This window comes from Methylophilus sp. VKM B-3414 (assembly GCF_032248435.1).
Taxonomy (GTDB): Bacteria; Pseudomonadota; Gammaproteobacteria; order Burkholderiales; family Methylophilaceae; genus Methylophilus; species Methylophilus glucosoxydans.
The window spans coordinates 494062-511645 of the sequence record NZ_JAVTLI010000003.1 but is presented as its reverse complement, the minus strand read 5'-3'; the positions used below and the strand labels follow the sequence as shown (position 1 = coordinate 511645).

Sequence of the window (17584 nt, the reverse complement as noted above, 5' to 3'; positions counted from 1 at the left end):
TGAAAATATTGTTCTCATTAGCTATGCCAATCGAAAACTCAAAAGTGACAATACATTTATAAAAATTTACTGATTAAGAGGCAGGATCATTATCAAAAAACGTGTGTAGCGCTGAATTCTGACTGGAAATGTGTGGGCCAGACTGCGTAATGAAGCGTCGACATCATCTACCGAAAATGACCCTGAAATCATCAACTGCTCAATATCTCTGTGGCATTTTATAATTCCGTAACGGTATCTTTCCATTTCTTCGGCAAAATACTTGAGCGGCATATTATCCAACTCCAGATAACCGCTCTGCCAAGAGGGGGATAAGACACTTAACCGGCGCCTGAAAACAACACTACTGGAATACATGTCAATTTCTTGCTGAGGATGGATGAAAACGTGTTCACCACTTTGTTGGGGGGCTAGCTTGAGCACGCCCTCAAAAAGGGATACACGTGAGAATTGATCAAATCGCCGAACATTAAATGCAGTACCCAATGGAAGAATCCGACCATGACCGGTTTCAATCATCAATACTTGCGTTTTTTGATCTGACTTGGAAGTCGACACCAACACCTCACCATGATGCAATTGAACCATCATTGTGTGACGAGAAGAATGAATCGTGACCGCTGTTTTAGTGTTCAAGACAAGGTTGGTGCCATCCTTGAGGGTAATATTTTTTCGCTCTCCAACGTCAGTAGAATAGCCATCATTAATCTGTCCAAACAAAGCCTCTTTGAACACATATCCGGTTGGCAATAACACAGCGGCAAGTAATCCCAGCGCTTTGATAGCCTCTCTACGCTGAGGATTCACTTTAATTGGTGGTCGGCTAAGTACCTCAACGCCAAGATTGGATGGAATCCCCTCGAAGATGGAGAGCTTGCGTTTAATGTCTTCCCAAGCTTGCCGATGCATATCGGATTCATACATCCACCGATCCCATGCCTGCCGCTCTGCGTCAGTCACATGCTCGGATGAAAGCAGTACATACCAATTCACTGCTTCCGCAACGACATCTTCATGGGAGCGCATATTTAATTTTTATGCTGCATCAGATGTAGTAATGCTGTTGAAATATATTTCCGCACACTACTCACTGACACTTGCATTTCATTCGCAATGGCACCGTGAGCCATGCCTTCCAGTTGTGACAGCAGAAAAGCCTTCTTCACTTTTTGTTCCAGTCCATCCAGGATTAAATCAATTTGGTATAAGGTTTCTAAAATAATCGTCCGGGTTTCCACCGAATCATGAAATTCTTCAGAATGTTGGCTTAAGAATTCCAGATACTTAGACTCAATCTCTTTCCGCCTGAAATGATTAACCATTAAGCCATGGGCAAGATTGGTTAAAAAAGCGCGTGGCTCGATAATCTTATTTATGTCGCCCTTCAAAATTAACTTCAAGAAGGTATCGTTGGTTAAATCATAAGCATCTTCTACATTTCTGAGACGCTTTTTTAGATAAGACAAAATCCAGTGATGGTGGTCGGTATACAGTTTTGACACTAAAGTAGTTGACGAATGACTCATTTTCTAAACGCCCTATGATTATGAAAAATAATGAATCATGACTAGGAGCATAATCATTTAAAGGCACAAATCATTCCAATAAGCTAATCTATTGATTTGGCAAGATAAAAATTTGATTGCGATTAAAAATCGGCTGAAAGCATAAAATAAACTTCTGGAAGGTGGCTGCTATCAACCTTTTTAAGGCAGATTATCGTTACACTTAGGATTCAAAAGGCGGGTTAAATTACGTATTAATTTTTTGAACTGATAGTGTCTTGTGAGGCACACTGACAAAAATTACGCATTTATCAAAGCTTGTCTATTTTTCTAAATCTCTAAACCCAATAAAACTGGACTGGTGAGTTACGTATTAATTAACGTTAAATAGTCGTTGGCGACAATAAACTAAAAGTCGCAAACATTAACCTGTATATTAAAAGCGTTGTTTGGTGATACCAAACACCTGCGCTAAAGCCCCGGACCTTCTGGGGCTTTATTTTTTCCTGGTTGATCAGTTTGAATAGAGACGCTTAGTAATCATGCCTTTGTGAGGTGAGGCTGACTCTCTCTGAAAGTATTTTCTCTGTCATTTACAAGTGAATGATTGCATTTTTATCGTATTGCACGATTTTAATCACGCCCAAACTTGGACTTAACGCACTATCAAAGTGCATAAATATTGATCAATTTTATATAAAATCCATTTAAAACAAGGATTTACTGACTGGCATGTTAGTTGCTAGTTTAGTCATGTGGGGCAGCAGGTATGAACGCTGCATTACCTAATGGTTGGCTAGGGTTCCGACTTACGTGAGTGAGTGCTGGTCCGAGAGCTGACGACCTCCAAGAGGTTACACGGCGGGATAAAAGCCCGGGAGATAGCAACATTTTGAATGTTAGCTGCTCCCTTGCCGAATAATTTACTTGGAGTTCTCCTATGCTAGTTCGACGCTTTACAATCGCACTGACACTGCTTTGCTTTTCTCTGTTCAATACCACAGCATTCGCTGCTGACTCAAAAAAACAATTCAATATTTGCTGGACCATTTATGCTGGATGGATGCCATGGGATTATGCGCAAGCAAAAGGCATCGTCGCCAAATGGGCAAAGAAATACGGCATCACGATTAAAGTCACTCAGTTGAACGATTATGCTGAGTCCATTAATCAATACACTGCGGGGCAATTTGATGGTTGCAGTATGGCCAATCTGGATGCATTGGTTGTGCCAGCGGCGGGTGGCGTTGACTCCACCGCATTAATTGTCGGCGACTATTCAAATGGTAACGACGGTATTGTCATTAAGGGTGCGAATAAACAGATCAAGGACCTCAAGGGGCAAAGCGTACATTTAGTTCAATATTCTGTATCGCATTACTTACTGGCGAGAGCCCTGGAACAGGCCGGACTCGCCCAGAAGGACTTGAAGTTAGTCAATGTCTCAGATGCAGATGTTGTCGCCGCCTTTAGCACGCCGTCAGTCAAAGCCATGGCAACCTGGAACCCTCAACTCTCTGAGTTGGCCGCGCTGCCAAATACCTCAAAGGCATTCACCTCCAGCCAGATTCCTGGCGAAATCATCGACTTGATGGTCGTCAATACAGACACTTTACGAAAAAACCCCTCGCTAGGGAAAGCTTTAACGGGCGCATGGTTTGAAGTGATGGCACTCATGAAAGCAAAAGATAAAGAGGCGTTGCAATACATGGCAAAGCACTCTGGCACAACCCTGGATTCATACATGCAGCAAATTTCCACCACAGCCCTGTTTTATGAACCTGCTGCCTCACTGGCCTTTGTCAGGGACGCGAAACTGCCAACGGTGATGCAAAAGGTCTCTAGTTTTTCTTTCGAGAATGGATTGCTAGGGCCTGCAGCAAAATCCGCAACCGCCATTGGCATTGAATATCCCAACGGCGTCGTCACCGGTAATAGCAAAAATATCAAGCTCAGATTCACTGACACGTATCTGCAAATGGCGGTTGATGGCAAGCTCTAAACAGGTCAATCATGAGATTAATTAATCAACACCCCAGCCGGGGGACGAGATGGATGCTTGCCGCAATACCAATGATCTTGATCATTGTTGTGTATTTGGTGAACTCACATCTTCGCCTGGTTGAAAATCCAGAGGACAAGCTCCTGCCTAGTGTTTCTCAGATGTGGGAAGCCCTGAAGCTGATGGCCTTTACAGAAGATCCCTCCACTGGGACCTTTCTGATGCTGGATGACACTTTGTCCAGTTTGAAGCGACTAGGGATGAGCTTAGCCATTGTTGCATCGCTTGGGTTAACGCTCGGTATTTTATTAGGGTCGATCCCGTTGTTACGGGCATCACTCTCCCCCTTGGTCGCGATCATCTCCATGGTGCCGCCGCTGGCGATTCTTCCCATCCTGTTTATCGTGTTTGGCCTGGATGAGCTCTCTAAAGTCATGCTGATTGTGATCGGACTCACGCCCATGCTGGCGCGCGACCTGGAACAACGGGCACGAGAATTGCCCAAGGAAATCATCATTAAAGCGCAGACCTTAGGCGCTAACTCATGGACGTTAATGATACGGGTGGTACTACCGCAATTACTGGCAAGATTGATGACTTCCCTGCGCTTACTGATGGGTTCAGCCTGGTTGTTTCTGATTTCTGCGGAAGCCATCTCATCCACAGAAGGCTTGGGATATCGCATCTTTCTAGTGCGTAGATATCTCGCGATGGATGTGATCTTGCCCTATGTTTTGTGGATCACCTTGCTGGCTTGGCTGACAGATTACGCCCTCAAAAAACTGCACCAAGTCTGCTTTCCTTGGGCTGAAGGAGCGGACGCATGAGTTTTATAGAGTTTAAGAATGTGTGGCGAAGCTACGGAGACCATGTCGTTTTAGAAGGCCTGAATCTGAAGGTTGAAGAAGGCGAGTTTTGCACGCTGGTAGGCGCTTCCGGATGCGGAAAATCTACATTCCTGCGCATGCTACTGGGGCAGGAGACCCCCACCAAAGGTGAGATTCTTTTGGATGGGCAAAAACTTCCGGCAGAGCCAGACCCATCCCGCGGGGTGGTATTCCAAAAATACTCGGTGTTCCCGCACCTGACGGTTCTGGAAAATGTAGTCATAGGTATGGAGTTTTCGGCATCGCCTTTTTGGGGGCGCCTGTGGGGAGCTAAAAAGAAAGAAGCAAGACTGAGGGCCACGCAAATACTCACCCGTGTCGGGCTAGATCACCATTTACATCAATACCCTTCTGCGCTATCGGGCGGCATGCAGCAACGCCTCGCCATCGCGCAGGCATTGATTGCTCAACCTCGCATCCTGTTGCTGGACGAACCCTTTGGCGCGCTGGATCCTGGCATTCGCAAAGATATGCATGCACTCATGTTAGAGCTATGCAAAGAGACAAAATTGACGGTCTTCATGGTCACCCATGACTTGTCTGAGGGCTTTCATTTGGGCACCCGATTGATGGTATTTGATAAGGTGAGAGTCGATCCACATGCGCCCAAAGCCTACGGTGCGCGTATCACCTACGACATCAAGCTCAATCAAGACAGACGCCAGCAACAAGCACAGGTGGCGACATTGCCCACCCATGTGCTTAATCAAACGAATTAAAAGGTTTACCCATGAAAAACGATACAAATACATCCAACATCCTCTATGAAGAGTTTGTTCCAGGGGGCGGTCACACCTCCTTCATCCTGAAAAAAGATCAGGTTTTGCGCATGACCGACGTCGAAGGTCACGCCAATGTCAGCCTCATGATGTTGAATGCACATCAACACAGCGAGCGACTGAACTTACCAGACACCTTAAAAGCGCAACACACTGCCAAGCTCACAAAAGGACATTGCTTTTACTCGGACATGGGGAGAGTACTCGCCGCCATCACAGAGGACACATGCGGTTGGCATGACAGTTTGGGCGGGGTATTAAACGCTCAAGAAGTTAAAACGAAATATGGCGTTGGCCGCTATCAGGAACTCAGAAATAATTTCTATCGAAATGGTACCGACAATCTTTTGGTGGAGATGGGTAAATGGAACCTTGATCTTCAAGACTTGCTCATGGTCGTCAACTTTTTTAGCAAAGTGACCGTGGATGAGGAGGGATCCCTGTTCTTTGAGCCCAACCATTCTTGTGCAGGCAATTACGTGGAGTTGTATGCCCCGATGGATACCTTGGTGATTCTGACCGCCATTCAACATCCATTGGATCCCAATCCTGAATACCACCCACGCCCAGTACAACTGTCATGGCGCAAAGCAGAGACTGAAAGTATCAGTGAAGTGTGTCGACAGTCTCGACCGGAAAACGGTAGAGCTTTTCATAACACTGAACGCTTCTACCTGTGAGGAAAGAATGAATATGAACATCATCTCAAGCCAATTAGTTGCTGAAAACGCCTTTTTCCACCATGTCATTCCGGCAGGCGAACCTTACTTGTTTGAAGTCAAAGCAGGACAGACATTCAGGCTGTTAGACAGTGAAGGTAACCAGGCCGTGGATACCCTTTTTTATAGCGCGAGCAATCCAAGAGAGCGTTATGACGCGCAACGGACCATGCGCAATCAGAACAAGGTTTACCTGACGACGGGTACAACGCTGTACTCAAATCTGGGCAATCCATTAGCCACGATTGTGGCAGATACCTGCGGTCGCCACGACACGCTGGGAGGCGCATGCGCTCAGGAAAGCAACACCGTGCGTTATTCACTCGACAAGCGCTATATGCATAGTTGCAGAGACAATTTCATGTGCGCATGTTTACATGATGGCAGATTGAACAAGCGGGATATTGGCGCAAACATTAACTTCTTTATGAATGTTCCGGTCACTCAAGAAGGCGGCTTGACCTTTGCAGATGGCATTTCAGCGCCAGGCAAATATGTGGAATTAAAAGCGCACCAGGATCTAATTGTGTTGATCTCGAATTGCCCACAACTTAACAACCCATGTAATGGATGGAACCCAACCCAAGCGGAGGTGTTTGTATGGAATTAAGGCTTAAAAAAAGTATGCCCAGTGTCTTTAGAAAAATGCTCACGACGCTCTATCAAGGAATGGTTGCAAGAGCAGACTTTTCCAAATAGCGCGCTTTTAGCAAGTCACGCCGGCTACCCAAACGATCACCTAGCCAGTGGATCCCGCTGTGGACGACCTCAGCGTGGTTTCGTATATGCGGGACGACCCGCCCTCAGAAGATCATTTGTATGTTCAATAAACTACTGATTGCAAATCGAGGGGCAATTGCTTGCCGCATCCTCCGCACCCTAAAAGCCCTGAACGTGAAAGGGGTGGCGGTTTATTCAGAATCGGATATTGCCAGCTTACATATTCAGCAGGCCGACGAGGCGATTAGCCTAGGTGAAGGCCCGGCTGCAAATACTTATCTCAATGTAGCGCGAATACTTGAAGTCGCAAAAACCACAGGGGCGACTGCCATTCATCCTGGGTATGGTTTTTTATCTGAGAATGCAGCGTTCGCAGAAGCCTGCGAACAAGCAGGCATCGCCTTTATTGGCCCAACCCCGGAACAATTACGCGTTTTCGGGCTTAAGCACACGGCAAGGGCCATTGCAAAAGCCCATCAGGTGCCCATGCTGGAGGGCACTGAGTTGTTGGAGAGCGTGCACGAGGCGACCGCTGCAGCCAAGCAGGTAGGTTACCCGGTCATGCTGAAAAGTACCGCAGGTGGTGGTGGCATAGGCATGCGCGTATGCTGGAACGAACGCGACCTTGCCGAAGCGTTTGAAGCCGTGAGGCGCCTGGGACAGAACAACTTTAGTGACTCTGGTGTATTTATTGAAAAATACATTGAACGCGCCAGACACTTAGAGGTTCAGGTGTTTGGGGATGGCAAAGGCGAGGTCATTGCCTTGGGGGTGCGTGATTGCTCTGTGCAGCGCAGAAACCAAAAAGTATTAGAAGAAACCCCGGCGCCCAATTTGCCGGACGGCATGGCGCAGGCGCTATGTGAAGCGGCGATTAAATTAGCAAAAGCGGTTAATTACCGCAGTGCTGGCACCGTAGAATTTGTGTATGACAGCCTTGCCGAGCAATTTTATTTCCTCGAAGTGAATACCCGCTTACAGGTAGAGCATGGTGTTACCGAGCAAGTATGGGGCGTTGACCTGGTGCGTTGGATGATTGAATTGGCGGCTGGCGATTTACCGCCTTTGTCAGACATTCGCCAAACACTGCAACCCCATGGCCACGCAATACAAGCCCGCCTGTATGCCGAAGATCCGGGAAAAGACTTTCAACCCAGCCCTGGTTTGTTGACCAATGTTGCGTTTCCTCACGCGGATGGAAAAGCATTGCGTGTAGACACATGGGTTGAGGCAGGGTGTGAAGTGCCGCCCTATTTTGACCCCATGATTGCAAAAGTGATTAGCTGGTCAGCCACCAGGGAGGAGGCCAGAAAGCGTCTGGATGACGCGCTCGCAGAGACCGTGCTATACGGCGTAGAGACCAACCGTGACTACCTCAGACAAATATTATCCGACCAGCCATTTTCAGAAGGCCATCCCTGGACGCGCTGCCTTGAGTGTTTAGCCTATCAATCTCACACATTTGAAGTCCTTGTTCCGGGCACGCAAACCACCATTCAGGATTATCCTGGTCGCCAGGGATATTGGGCCGTCGGTGTTCCACCCTCAGGCCCAATGGATAGCCTTGCTTTCCGTTTGGGGAATCGTTTGCTGGGGAACGAAGAACGTGCCGCCGGATTGGAAATCACCATGAGTGGTCCCACCTTGCGCTTCAATACGGATGCCGTTGTCGCTATCACGGGTGCAAACATCCCGGTAAAAGTGGATGGCGAGCAGGCGCCACAACATGTCTCTCTCCACATCAAGCGAGGGTCAACGTTAACCTTAGGCAAAATTGCCGAAACAGGCGCCCGCAGCTATTTGCTTTTCAGGGGCGGCCTGGAGATTCCTGAATATTTGGGCAGTAAAAGTACGTTTACGCTGGGCCAATTCGGCGGGCATGCGGGGCGCGCTTTAAGGGCCGGGGATGTCATCCACCTGCCAGCATTAGAGGATGCTGCTGCGGGCATCGCGCTACCGCCAGACCTCTACCCCCCCCTTGCTGAGACCAGGCAGATCCGAGTCATTTATGGCCCGCATGGCGCCCCGGAATATTTCACCCAGCGCTACATCGAACAGTTTTTAAGCACAGATTGGGAAGTACATTTCAACTCCAGCAGGACCGGCGTTCGCCTGATTGGACCGAAACCTGAATGGGTCCGAGAAAGCGGGGGTGAAGCGGGTTTACACCCTTCCAATATTCACGATAATCCCTATGCGATAGGTGCGGTTGATTTCACCGGTGACATGCCGGTGATTCTCGGGCCTGATGGGCCCAGCCTGGGCGGCTTTGTCTGCCCGGTGACGATGATTGAAGCAGATTTATGGCACCTGGGACAACTGAAGGCAGGAGACAAAGTTCGCTTTATCCCGGTGACCATCGCCACCGCCAGACAGGCTTTTAAAGAACAACAGCAACAAATCGCAGGCCTGAGTCCAATCACTGCATCTTGGCAGGCGGCAGAACTGCAGTCGCCTATCGTGCTGGAAATTGGGGAAAAGGATGCCAAGCTCGTCGCAAGACTATCCGGCGATACGCACTTGTTGATTGAGATCGGCGCGCCTGAGCTAGACCTTGTCTTACGATTCAAAGCACATGCATTGATGCAAGCCATCGAACAAAGCAACCCTGCCGGCATTATTGACCTCACCCCTGGCATACGCTCCTTGCAAGTGCATTACCAGCCTGAACAGCTGCCATTAAAAACATTATTGGCGTTGATCCAAGAAATTTGGGGCAAACTCAGTTCAACGCAAGACATTACCGTGCCATCCAGGGTAGTGCATTTGCCATTGTCCTGGGACGATCCCGCTTGCCAATTGGCGATCGAAAAATATATGACCACCGTGCGTAAAAATGCGCCTTGGTGCCCGAGCAACCTGGAGTTTATCCGCCGCATTAATGAATTGCCGGATATTCAAAAAGTGCAGGAAATCGTTTTTGACGCCAGTTACCTGGTCATGGGGCTGGGTGATGTTTACCTTGGCGCACCAGTCGCGACCCCTTTGGATCCAAGGCACAGATTAGTCACTACCAAATACAACCCGGCCAGAACCTGGACGGCCGAGAACTCCGTCGGCATTGGCGGCGCTTACATGTGCGTTTACGGTATGGAGGGCCCAGGGGGTTACCAGTTTGTGGGTCGCACCCTGCAAATGTGGAGTCGCTATAAAAAGGTAGCTGCGTTTGAAGGAAAGCCATGGTTATTGAATTTCTTTGACCAGATTCGCTTTTACCCCGTGTCGGCCGAAGAATTACTTGTCATCCGGCGTGATTTTCCACTCGGTCGCTATCCATTAAAGATTGAAGAGACCAGCCTCAATCTTTCGCAATATCAGTCCTTCTTGGCGCGGGAAGCATCATCGATTCAAGCGTTCAGAACCCATCAAAAAAAGGCATTCGATGCGGAGCGTCAGCGCTGGATTGACACTGGGCAGGCAAATTTTGAAATAGATGAACAGTTAGCCAGTGACACTGAAGAATCCGCATTGGCCGAGGGTCAGGTCGGCGTGGAAAGTCACATTGCCGGCAATTTGTGGCAAGTCGTTGTGCAGATTGGGCAACAGGTGACCGCTGGTGAATCTTTAATCATTCTTGAATCCATGAAAATGGAAATTGAAATCCAAGCACCTGTCGATGGTGTCGTGGCAGAGATACGGGTCTCCCCTGGCTCACCAGTCAAAGCCGGGCAGTGTGTGGTCGTGATTAACGAAGCTTAAAGGACATTGAAATGAAACACCCATATAACCTGCAATTGGATGCCCTTAAAAGTGCGTATGCCAACCATGCATTCTCACCCCGTGAACTCATTCAAGCATTGCGCGAAAGAGCCCTCCAGTTAAATCCAGAATACAAGCTCTTCATCCACATTCTGACCGAAGAAGAATTAGCGCCTTATCTGGCAAATCTAGAGGCAACCGGGCCGGAAAGCTTACCGCTGTATGGCGTCCCATTTGCGGTCAAGGATAACATCGACCTGGCCGGTGTCCCGACCACGGCGGCATGTCCTGAGTTTAGTTACATCCCGGCAAAAAATGCCACCATTGTTGCGCAGTTGATCGCACTAGGCGCGATCCCCATCGGTAAAACGAATCTTGATCAGTTTGCAACTGGCCTGAACGGCACCCGCTCCCCCTATGGACTCTGCCGCAATAGCGTCCTTGCTGAATATCCCAGTGGCGGCTCCAGTGCAGGCTCCGCGCTGGCAGTGGCATTGGGACTGGCATCGTTTGCACTCGGGACGGATACCGCAGGCAGCGGGCGTGTTCCGGCAGCGCTCAACAACCTGATTGGATTGAAAGCCACCAAGGGCTTAATTTCAACAGCTGGCGTGGTGCCAGCTTGTCGCACACTGGATTGCACGACCTTTTTTACCGCGACTGCATTGGAAGCAAGCAAACTGCTCGCACTCACTGCGCATAAGGATCCAGAAGACGAATACAGTCGTGCCAATGTTGGCTGGAACACGGGCAGATCGTTTGGCATCCCCACCACTGGATTTAAGTTTGGCGTCCCTAAACAGTTAGAGTTTCTAGGCTGCGCTGAAAGTCAGGCCCTGTTTGAGCGTTCAGTCTCCACACTTGAGAACATGGGAGGCATCGCCATTGAAATAGACTTCAGTGCCTTTCTGGAGGCTGCGAAGCTTCTTTACGAAGGCCCTTGGGTCGCTGAGAGATACAGCGTCGTTGGCGAGTTGATTGAGAACAATCCAGAAGCGGTACTGCCTGTGATTAGAGATGTGCTGCAGAAAGCACCAACTGCCACAGCGGTGCAAGCGTTTAGAGCGCAATACAAATTACAAGCCCTGAAAGTCAAGACGGATGCCATCCTTGCTGAGCTGGACTTCATGATCACGCCAGCCTATCCGCGCCCAGTCACCTTGGCCGAGCTAGCGGCAGAGCCTGTGAAACGTAACTCTGATTTGGGGACTTACACCAACTTCATGAATCTGCTGGACTATGCGGCGGTAGCAGTTCCGGCTGGATTCATGCGGAATGGCCTGCCTTCAGGGGTGACTTTGTTTGGGCGGGCATTCTGTGACCAATATCTTTTAAGTATTGCTGACAGTTTTCAGCGCACCTCAAAACTACCGCTGATTGGTCAATTCGAACACATGGCCGCGCCCCCGACAACATTGGCAAAAAATGATCGCTCACAGCTTCTGGTGTGTGGCGCACATTTAGACGGTTTGCCCTTGAATTGGCAATTAAAAGATAAAGGCGGGCAATTACTCAAGAAAACACAGACCTCCCCTGCTTACCAGTTTTATGCCTTGGCGGGCTCACCGCCCAAACGACCAGGTTTAAGAAGAGTTGCAACCGGTGGCCGGTCATTTGAGGTGGAAATCTGGGAAATCCCCACCCAAGAGCTAGGCGCCTTTCTAAATGATATTCCGGCGCCATTAGGACTGGGCAAGGTTGAACTGATAGATGGCTCATGGGTCACCGGATTTATTTGTGAGGATTACGCCCTGGAAACTGCAGATGAAATTTCTCAGTTTTCTGGATGGCGAGATTACTTGCAACACCAATAGCTTTGCTGGGTCTGTCAGCGGACCGCTGACGTTTCCCTGATCCATTCAAAAATCTTTTTTGCTTTTAATAGGGATGTTGCACAAAAAGATGACTATCTTTAGCGCAGTGGGGAGGCCCTCCAGCCATTGCGTTTGCACAGGACAGCTTGGCTTCACTTTAGGACAATTTATGGCTTGGTTACAACTTTTCGCCGCTGGCATTCTGGAAATCATCTTCGCTTACGCGATCAAAGAGTCTGATGGTTTTTCAAAACTGCTACCGTCACTCATGACGCTGCTTACAGTGATAGGAAGCTTTTGGTTGCTGTCTTCAGCGATGCGCACGATCCCCATGGGCACTGCTTACACTGTTTGGACGGGGATTGGTGGCGTTGGTGCATTTATCGTTGGCATCACGGTGCTCTCTGAACCCATCACAATGTTGCGATTACTTGCGGCAACCTTAATCATTTCTGGGCTGATACTCATGAAAGTTGGCGGATCATAAACCATGAAATGGCAACAGCACTCGCCCTAAAGGGTCGCTCACTTAACGCTCACCTTGCGTGAGACGACGTATTTATTCTTTTAACAGCACGTCTGTGATCAAGCAGACTCTGCTGATGTAGCTTACTTTGTTGCAATTACCCAAGCTTGTACGATTCAAGCCCAACCTTAGGCAATCTATAGCGCGCAACCCATCATTGCGAAAATGGGATAGTTGAATTCACACGAAACTCGCATGATACGACCATGATTTTTAATTGCAAGGGGAAGCTGTCATGAGCGTATCGTTAAAGCCAACGCTGAATGGTTGGCATTTATGGGGACTGGCCGTCGGGCTGGTGATTTCCGGCGAATATTTTGGCTGGAGTTATGGCTGGGATAAAGCGGGAACCTTGGGTTTTTTGGTGACCACGCTCTTTATCGCGCTGATGTACACCACCTTTATTTTCAGTTTTACCGAACTGACTACTTCTATTCCACATGCCGGTGGGCCGTTTGCTTACGCCAGACGGGCTTTTGGTCCTAAGATGGCGTATGTTGCCGGTTATGCCACCTTGATTGAGTTTTTATTCGCACCGCCGGCCATTGCGATGGCGATTGGCGCCTATCTGAATGTGCAATATCCGGGCATAGACCCCAAGCTTTTTGCCGTGGGTGCTTATATTGTATTTGTCAGTTTGAATATTGTTGGGGTGCATATCGCTGCCACCTTTGAACTGCTGGTCACCTTGCTCGCGATTATTGAGTTATTGGTGTTTATGGGCGTGGTTGCCCCCGGTTTCTCGATGACAAACTTTGTCGCACATGGCTGGGCAGGTAATGACGTTTTTAGCAGCGCAGCGATTCCAGGCATGGTGGCGGCGATTCCATTTGCCATTTGGTTTTTTCTCGCCATTGAAGGCGTGGCCATGGCGGCAGAAGAAGCCAAAGATCCGAGAAGAACGATCCCCAAAGCCTATATTGCCGGGATTCTGACGCTGGTGTTTCTGGCCATAGGCGTGATGTTATATGCAGGTGGCGTAGGTGACTGGAGAACCCTGGCCAATGTCAACGATCCTATTCCACAGGCAATGAAAGTGGTGGTGGGTGAGAACAGTGGCTGGTTACATATGCTGGTTTGGATTGGCTTGTTAGGATTGATTGCCTCTTTTCACGGAATTTTGCTTGGTTGCTCACGGCAGATTTTTGCCCTGGCACGCGCCGGATTTATGCCGAAATACTTTGAGGCCACGCATGCGCGCTTTAAAACGCCTCATCGCGCATTGGTTGCAGGGGCAGTGGTCGGCCTGGCTGCTATTTTGAGTGATGACTTACAGTTTAATGGCATGACACTCACGGCAAACCTGATCACGATGGCGGTATTCGGGGCCATCGTCATGTATATCGTTTCGATGCTGAGCTTTTTTGCGCTGAGAAAAAACGAGCCTGCGCTGGAGCGCCCGTTCCGTACCATGGGTTATCCGTTGTTTCCGGCGGTTGCCTTAAGCCTTGCCGTGATCAGTTTGCTAACCATGATCTACTACAATCAGGCATTGGCGCTGGTGTTTGCCGTGCTGATGGCAGTGGGCTATATTTATTTCAGCCTGACAAAAGGGCAACGCGACACCGCGACTGACCGTTAAACGCGGGCAATCCATGCAGGGTACGTAAAGGAGTCCCCTGTTGATTCCTTGGAGAGTGAGAAAAAGATGGCTTACAGTTACAGCGTCGGAGTACATCAGTATCAGTTTAAAGACTTGAAAGAAGTGATGGCAAAAGCCTCACCGCCGCGCTCTGGCGACTTTCTCGCAGGCGTGGCTGCAGAGACTTATGTCGAACGGATGGCCGCCAGAATGTGTCTCGCCAGTGTGCCGCTCAAACGCTTTTTAGAGGAGTTGCTGCTGCCTTATGAACAAGACGAAGTGACTCGCTTGATCATTGATACGCATGATGCGCAGGCATTTAGTGAAATCAGCCATCTCACTGTAGGCGACTTTCGAGACTGGTTGTTGCTGGATACCACGGATACCGCCACGCTGACGCGCGTGGCCAAAGGTATCACACCGGAAATGGCGGCTGCAGTCAGCAAGCTGATGCGCAACCAGGACTTGATCCTGGTCGCCAAAAAATGCCAAGTGACGACCGCATTTCGAAATACCATCGGCCTGCCAGGTCGTTTGTCTGTGCGCCTGCAACCCAACCACCCGACTGACGATGCCCGCGGCATTGCCGCCTCTCTACTCGACGGATTATTGTATGGCTCGGGGGATGCCGTGATCGGCATCAACCCGGCCACCGATAGCATTCCTGGCTTGATGAACTTATATTACCTGGTTGATGAAATCATTAACCAATATGAGATTCCCACCCAGTCGTGCATCCTGACCCATGTCACCAACCAGATTCAACTGATCGAAAAAGGTGCGCCGATTGATTTGGTGTTTCAGTCGATTGCCGGCACCGAACAAGCCAATAAAACCTTTGGGATTAATCTTTCCATCCTGGATGAAGCTTATTCTGCAGCCTTGTCATTGCAACGCGGCACCGTTGGCCAAAACGTCATGTATTTTGAAACCGGCCAGGGCTCGGCACTCTCAGCCAACGCCAATTTTGGCATGGACCAGCAAACCTGCGAGGCACGTGCCTATGCCGTCGCCCGCCACTTTTCTCCCTTACTCACCAATACGGTGGTGGGCTTTATCGGGCCTGAATACCTGTACGATGGCAAACAGATCATCCGCGCCGGTCTGGAAGATCATTTCTGCGGTAAGTTGCTGGGCCTGCCGTTGGGGTGTGATGTCTGCTATACCAACCATGCCGAGGCAGATCAAGACGACATGGACACCTTGATGACCTTGCTGTCTGTGGCAGGCATCACCTTCATCATGGGCATTCCAGGGGCGGATGACATCATGCTCAATTATCAGACCACCTCCTTTCACGATGCGCTCTATTTGCGTAAAACGCTCAATCTGAAGCCAGCACCGGAGTTTGAGCAGTGGCTACAACGCATGAACCTGATGGATCACACCGGCATGATCCGCCCGGTAGACAATAGCCATGCCTTGTTACAAAATAAACCCAAGCAATTAATGAATACCCCTTAATATGCATCAGCCACCGGCAGACCCTAGTACAGGCATCGTCAGTGAAGATCCCTGGTCACAGCTCAAAAGCTTCACGCAAGCGAGGATTGCCCTCGGCCGGGTAGGCAGCAGCCTGCCTACACAAGAAGTCCTGGATTTCAGCTTGAGCCATGCATTGGCCAGGGATGCGGTTCATCTTGGCCTGGATACTCAGGCGTTGATGGCACAAATTCAAGCGACATTGTCAGTCGAGGTCCATCAGGTTCATAGCAAGGCGCCAGACCGGGCCTCTTATTTATTAAGGCCCGATTGGGGCCGTCAACTGAGTGAAGACAGCGGGCTACACCTCAAAGCAGCCAAACCAAAACAAACCATTGATTTATTACTGGTGGTGGCGGATGGCTTGTCTTCACTGGCGATCAAAAATCACGCGCTGCCGTTATTGCAGGAAATTCATGCGCAAGCCCCTGCGGAATGGCAACTGGGGCCGGTAGTGATCGCCTCTCAGGCAAGGGTTGCACTGGCCGATGAAGTGGGCGAAATGCTAGGCGCAAACATGGTGGCCATGCTGATTGGCGAGCGGCCTGGACTCAGCTCGCCGGATAGTCTGGGGATTTATTTGACACATCAGCCACGACTTGGGCGTAGTGATGCGGACAGAAACTGTATTTCCAATGTCAGGCCAGATGGCCTGGGTTATGCCGCCGCCGCAAAAAAATTGTTATGGCTGGCAAAAGAAGCCAACCGTTTAAAATTGTCCGGCGTTGCACTCAAAGATGAAAGCGATGTCGTCATGGTTCAAGACGCGTCTTCCTGCCAATGACGCTAAACTGCCACCTCATCCATGAAAGCGCTTGAAGGTGGTAGAGGGCGCTTCACCAAACATCTTTTTATACTCCTGCGAAAAATGTCCAAAATGCCAGAAACCCCATGACGTGGCTGCCTCCGTCACAGAATTGGCATGCCTCAGCATTTGACGGACGCCGTTCAACCGCTCGGTGCGCAGGTAGACGATCGGACTTTTCTCCAGGGTTCTTTGAAAGTGATATTGCAAGGTGCGGTGGCTCATGGCCAAAGACTCGCACAACTCGACGACACTGATAGGATCATCCTGGCGTTCACGCACGATTTTTCGGGTTTTGGTGACCACTTGCCAGGATTGATGCTGATAATAAACCGTCCTTGGCGCCGAATCGTCACAGAGCAATGTATCGGCCACCATTTGCAAAGCCATCATTTGTGTTTCTTGCACCAGCGTAGGGTATTGAATAAAGCCGGGCAATGCCTTTAGCGTCGCAAATACTGAACGTAAAAAGCGCACCAGGTTCAGATACTTCGTTTGGTTCAAATATAAAATCTTGGCACTCTTGCACTGCTGGTCCAGTCGCTCCTGATCGTCATCTGACAAGTACTGCATCAGAAATTTTCTCGAAATCACAATCAGGCCGATGGTGAGGTTTGCGGGCGAGACAAACTCAAAACCGTTTCTGCCAGAAAAAATATGCACCGCCTGCTGTTCGCAGAGGCTGCCACAAAACATGCCCTTTTGAATGCTATTCATCGGCACCCCGATGGAGATTTTTTCCTCATCCAGATAGCCTTGTTGATGGAGTTGCTGATTAGTAAACTCAAGGAATAATGACACCTCAGGCAAGTGTACATGGGTCAAAAAGCCATTAAAGTGCCCGGCCGAGAGCTGTGAGTAATCCTGATGCCAGCCTTGCAGGAACTGAGACTGCTCATCAAAATCCTGACTTTCCCTATGCAAATAGTTTGACTGTGGCAGCGTCAATAATGCCGCAGTGCGCGCGCAGTGTTCTAACATTATGGTATCCCTGAGTCTGCTTTATTATTGTGTGAGCTAACTGTAGTGCTGTGTTAGCAAATAACATTCCAACTCTCCTGTTT

At 49.3% G+C, this 17584-nt stretch carries 14 protein-coding genes and 1 riboswitch; of the genes, 11 read left to right on the top strand and 3 right to left on the bottom strand.

The genetic code is table 11. The annotated features are described in order from the left end of the window. Positions 1–66 precede the first annotated feature (66 nt). Together Q9292_RS04635 and Q9292_RS04630 are read right to left on the bottom strand one after the other, a co-directional pair. On the bottom strand, positions 67–1026 hold the full coding sequence (locus tag Q9292_RS04635; protein ID WP_313985337.1) for a FecR domain-containing protein: 960 nt from the start codon (positions 1024–1026) through the stop codon (positions 67–69). 2 nt (positions 1027–1028) lie between these two features. Then, entirely contained in the window at positions 1029–1526 is a 498-nt protein-coding gene (locus Q9292_RS04630) for a sigma-70 family RNA polymerase sigma factor (protein ID WP_313985334.1), read from the bottom strand. Positions 1527–2290: 764 nt separating this feature from the next. Next, positions 2291–2388: riboswitch (guanidine-I (ykkC/yxkD leader) on the top strand. A gap of 57 nt (positions 2389–2445) precedes the next feature. Between Q9292_RS04630 and Q9292_RS04625 the strand changes: the two genes are divergently transcribed. The 11 genes from Q9292_RS04625 to eutC all read left to right on the top strand — a co-directional run bounded on the left by Q9292_RS04625 (position 2446) and on the right by eutC (position 16499). Then, positions 2446–3507 carry a putative urea ABC transporter substrate-binding protein gene (locus tag Q9292_RS04625; RefSeq protein WP_313985331.1) on the top strand — a complete coding sequence of 354 codons (1062 nt, stop codon included), beginning with the start codon at positions 2446–2448 and terminating at the stop codon, positions 3505–3507. Between the two features lie 11 nt (positions 3508–3518). Then, the gene (locus Q9292_RS04620) at positions 3519–4334 is read left to right on the top strand and encodes an ABC transporter permease (protein ID WP_313985328.1); all 816 of its coding nucleotides are present in this window, start codon (positions 3519–3521) and stop codon (positions 4332–4334) included. Further along, positions 4331–5113 (top strand): ABC transporter ATP-binding protein, encoded by a 783-nt coding sequence (locus tag Q9292_RS04615; protein ID WP_313985326.1) that lies wholly within the window; start codon positions 4331–4333, stop codon positions 5111–5113. Before Q9292_RS04620 ends, Q9292_RS04615 begins: the two co-directional genes overlap by 4 nt. A gap of 11 nt (positions 5114–5124) precedes the next feature. Then, positions 5125–5853, top strand: coding sequence for an urea amidolyase associated protein UAAP1 (locus Q9292_RS04610; protein WP_313985323.1), 729 nt, complete (start codon positions 5125–5127; stop codon positions 5851–5853). Between the two features lie 7 nt (positions 5854–5860). Further along, the gene (locus Q9292_RS04605; RefSeq protein ID WP_409934467.1) at positions 5861–6502 is read left to right on the top strand and encodes an urea amidolyase associated protein UAAP2; all 642 of its coding nucleotides are present in this window, start codon (positions 5861–5863) and stop codon (positions 6500–6502) included. 209 nt (positions 6503–6711) lie between these two features. Beyond that, positions 6712–10311: an urea carboxylase gene (uca, locus tag Q9292_RS04600; RefSeq protein WP_313985320.1), complete on the top strand. Its 3600-nt coding sequence runs from the start codon at positions 6712–6714 to the stop codon at positions 10309–10311. 11 nt (positions 10312–10322) lie between these two features. Beyond that, positions 10323–12125: an allophanate hydrolase gene (gene atzF, locus Q9292_RS04595; protein ID WP_313985317.1), complete on the top strand. Its 1803-nt coding sequence runs from the start codon at positions 10323–10325 to the stop codon at positions 12123–12125. Between the two features lie 169 nt (positions 12126–12294). Next, positions 12295–12612: a DMT family transporter gene (locus tag Q9292_RS04590; RefSeq protein WP_194748797.1), complete on the top strand. Its 318-nt coding sequence runs from the start codon at positions 12295–12297 to the stop codon at positions 12610–12612. 274 nt (positions 12613–12886) lie between these two features. Further along, on the top strand, positions 12887–14233 hold the full coding sequence (gene eat, locus Q9292_RS04585; protein ID WP_313985314.1) for an ethanolamine permease: 1347 nt from the start codon (positions 12887–12889) through the stop codon (positions 14231–14233). 66 nt (positions 14234–14299) lie between these two features. Further along, the gene (locus tag Q9292_RS04580) at positions 14300–15697 is read left to right on the top strand and encodes an ethanolamine ammonia-lyase subunit EutB (RefSeq protein WP_313985312.1); all 1398 of its coding nucleotides are present in this window, start codon (positions 14300–14302) and stop codon (positions 15695–15697) included. Position 15698: 1 nt separating this feature from the next. Beyond that, positions 15699–16499, top strand: a complete 801-nt coding sequence (gene eutC, locus Q9292_RS04575) for an ethanolamine ammonia-lyase subunit EutC (protein WP_313985309.1) — start codon at positions 15699–15701, stop codon at positions 16497–16499. 15 nt (positions 16500–16514) lie between these two features. On the opposite strand, the gene Q9292_RS04570 is transcribed toward eutC, so the two are convergent. Further along, complete coding sequence (locus Q9292_RS04570; protein ID WP_313985306.1) at positions 16515–17501, bottom strand: helix-turn-helix domain-containing protein; 987 nt, start codon at positions 17499–17501, stop codon at positions 16515–16517. Positions 17502–17584: the final 83 nt, after the last annotated feature.

What these genes read in the sequence shown, in the direction of transcription:
- Q9292_RS04610 (WP_313985323.1), top strand. Translation starts at nt 5,125, where the DNA reads ATGAAAAACGATACAAATACATCCAACATCCTCTATGAAGAGTTTGTT.
- Q9292_RS04580 (WP_313985312.1), top strand. Translation starts at nt 14,300, where the DNA reads ATGGCTTACAGTTACAGCGTCGGAGTACATCAGTATCAGTTTAAAGAC.
- Q9292_RS04620 (WP_313985328.1), top strand. Translation starts at nt 3,519, where the DNA reads ATGAGATTAATTAATCAACACCCCAGCCGGGGGACGAGATGGATGCTT.
- uca (WP_313985320.1), top strand. Translation starts at nt 6,712, where the DNA reads ATGTTCAATAAACTACTGATTGCAAATCGAGGGGCAATTGCTTGCCGC.
- Q9292_RS04615 (WP_313985326.1), top strand. Translation starts at nt 4,331, where the DNA reads ATGAGTTTTATAGAGTTTAAGAATGTGTGGCGAAGCTACGGAGACCAT.
- Q9292_RS04625 (WP_313985331.1), top strand. Translation starts at nt 2,446, where the DNA reads ATGCTAGTTCGACGCTTTACAATCGCACTGACACTGCTTTGCTTTTCT.
- Q9292_RS04635 (WP_313985337.1), bottom strand. Translation starts at nt 1,026, where the DNA reads ATGCGCTCCCATGAAGATGTCGTTGCGGAAGCAGTGAATTGGTATGTA.
- Q9292_RS04605 (WP_409934467.1), top strand. Translation starts at nt 5,861, where the DNA reads ATGAATATGAACATCATCTCAAGCCAATTAGTTGCTGAAAACGCCTTT.
- eat (WP_313985314.1), top strand. Translation starts at nt 12,887, where the DNA reads ATGAGCGTATCGTTAAAGCCAACGCTGAATGGTTGGCATTTATGGGGA.
- atzF (WP_313985317.1), top strand. Translation starts at nt 10,323, where the DNA reads ATGAAACACCCATATAACCTGCAATTGGATGCCCTTAAAAGTGCGTAT.
- Q9292_RS04590 (WP_194748797.1), top strand. Translation starts at nt 12,295, where the DNA reads ATGGCTTGGTTACAACTTTTCGCCGCTGGCATTCTGGAAATCATCTTC.
- Q9292_RS04630 (WP_313985334.1), bottom strand. Translation starts at nt 1,526, where the DNA reads ATGAGTCATTCGTCAACTACTTTAGTGTCAAAACTGTATACCGACCAC.
- Q9292_RS04570 (WP_313985306.1), bottom strand. Translation starts at nt 17,501, where the DNA reads ATGTTAGAACACTGCGCGCGCACTGCGGCATTATTGACGCTGCCACAG.
- eutC (WP_313985309.1), top strand. Translation starts at nt 15,699, where the DNA reads ATGCATCAGCCACCGGCAGACCCTAGTACAGGCATCGTCAGTGAAGAT.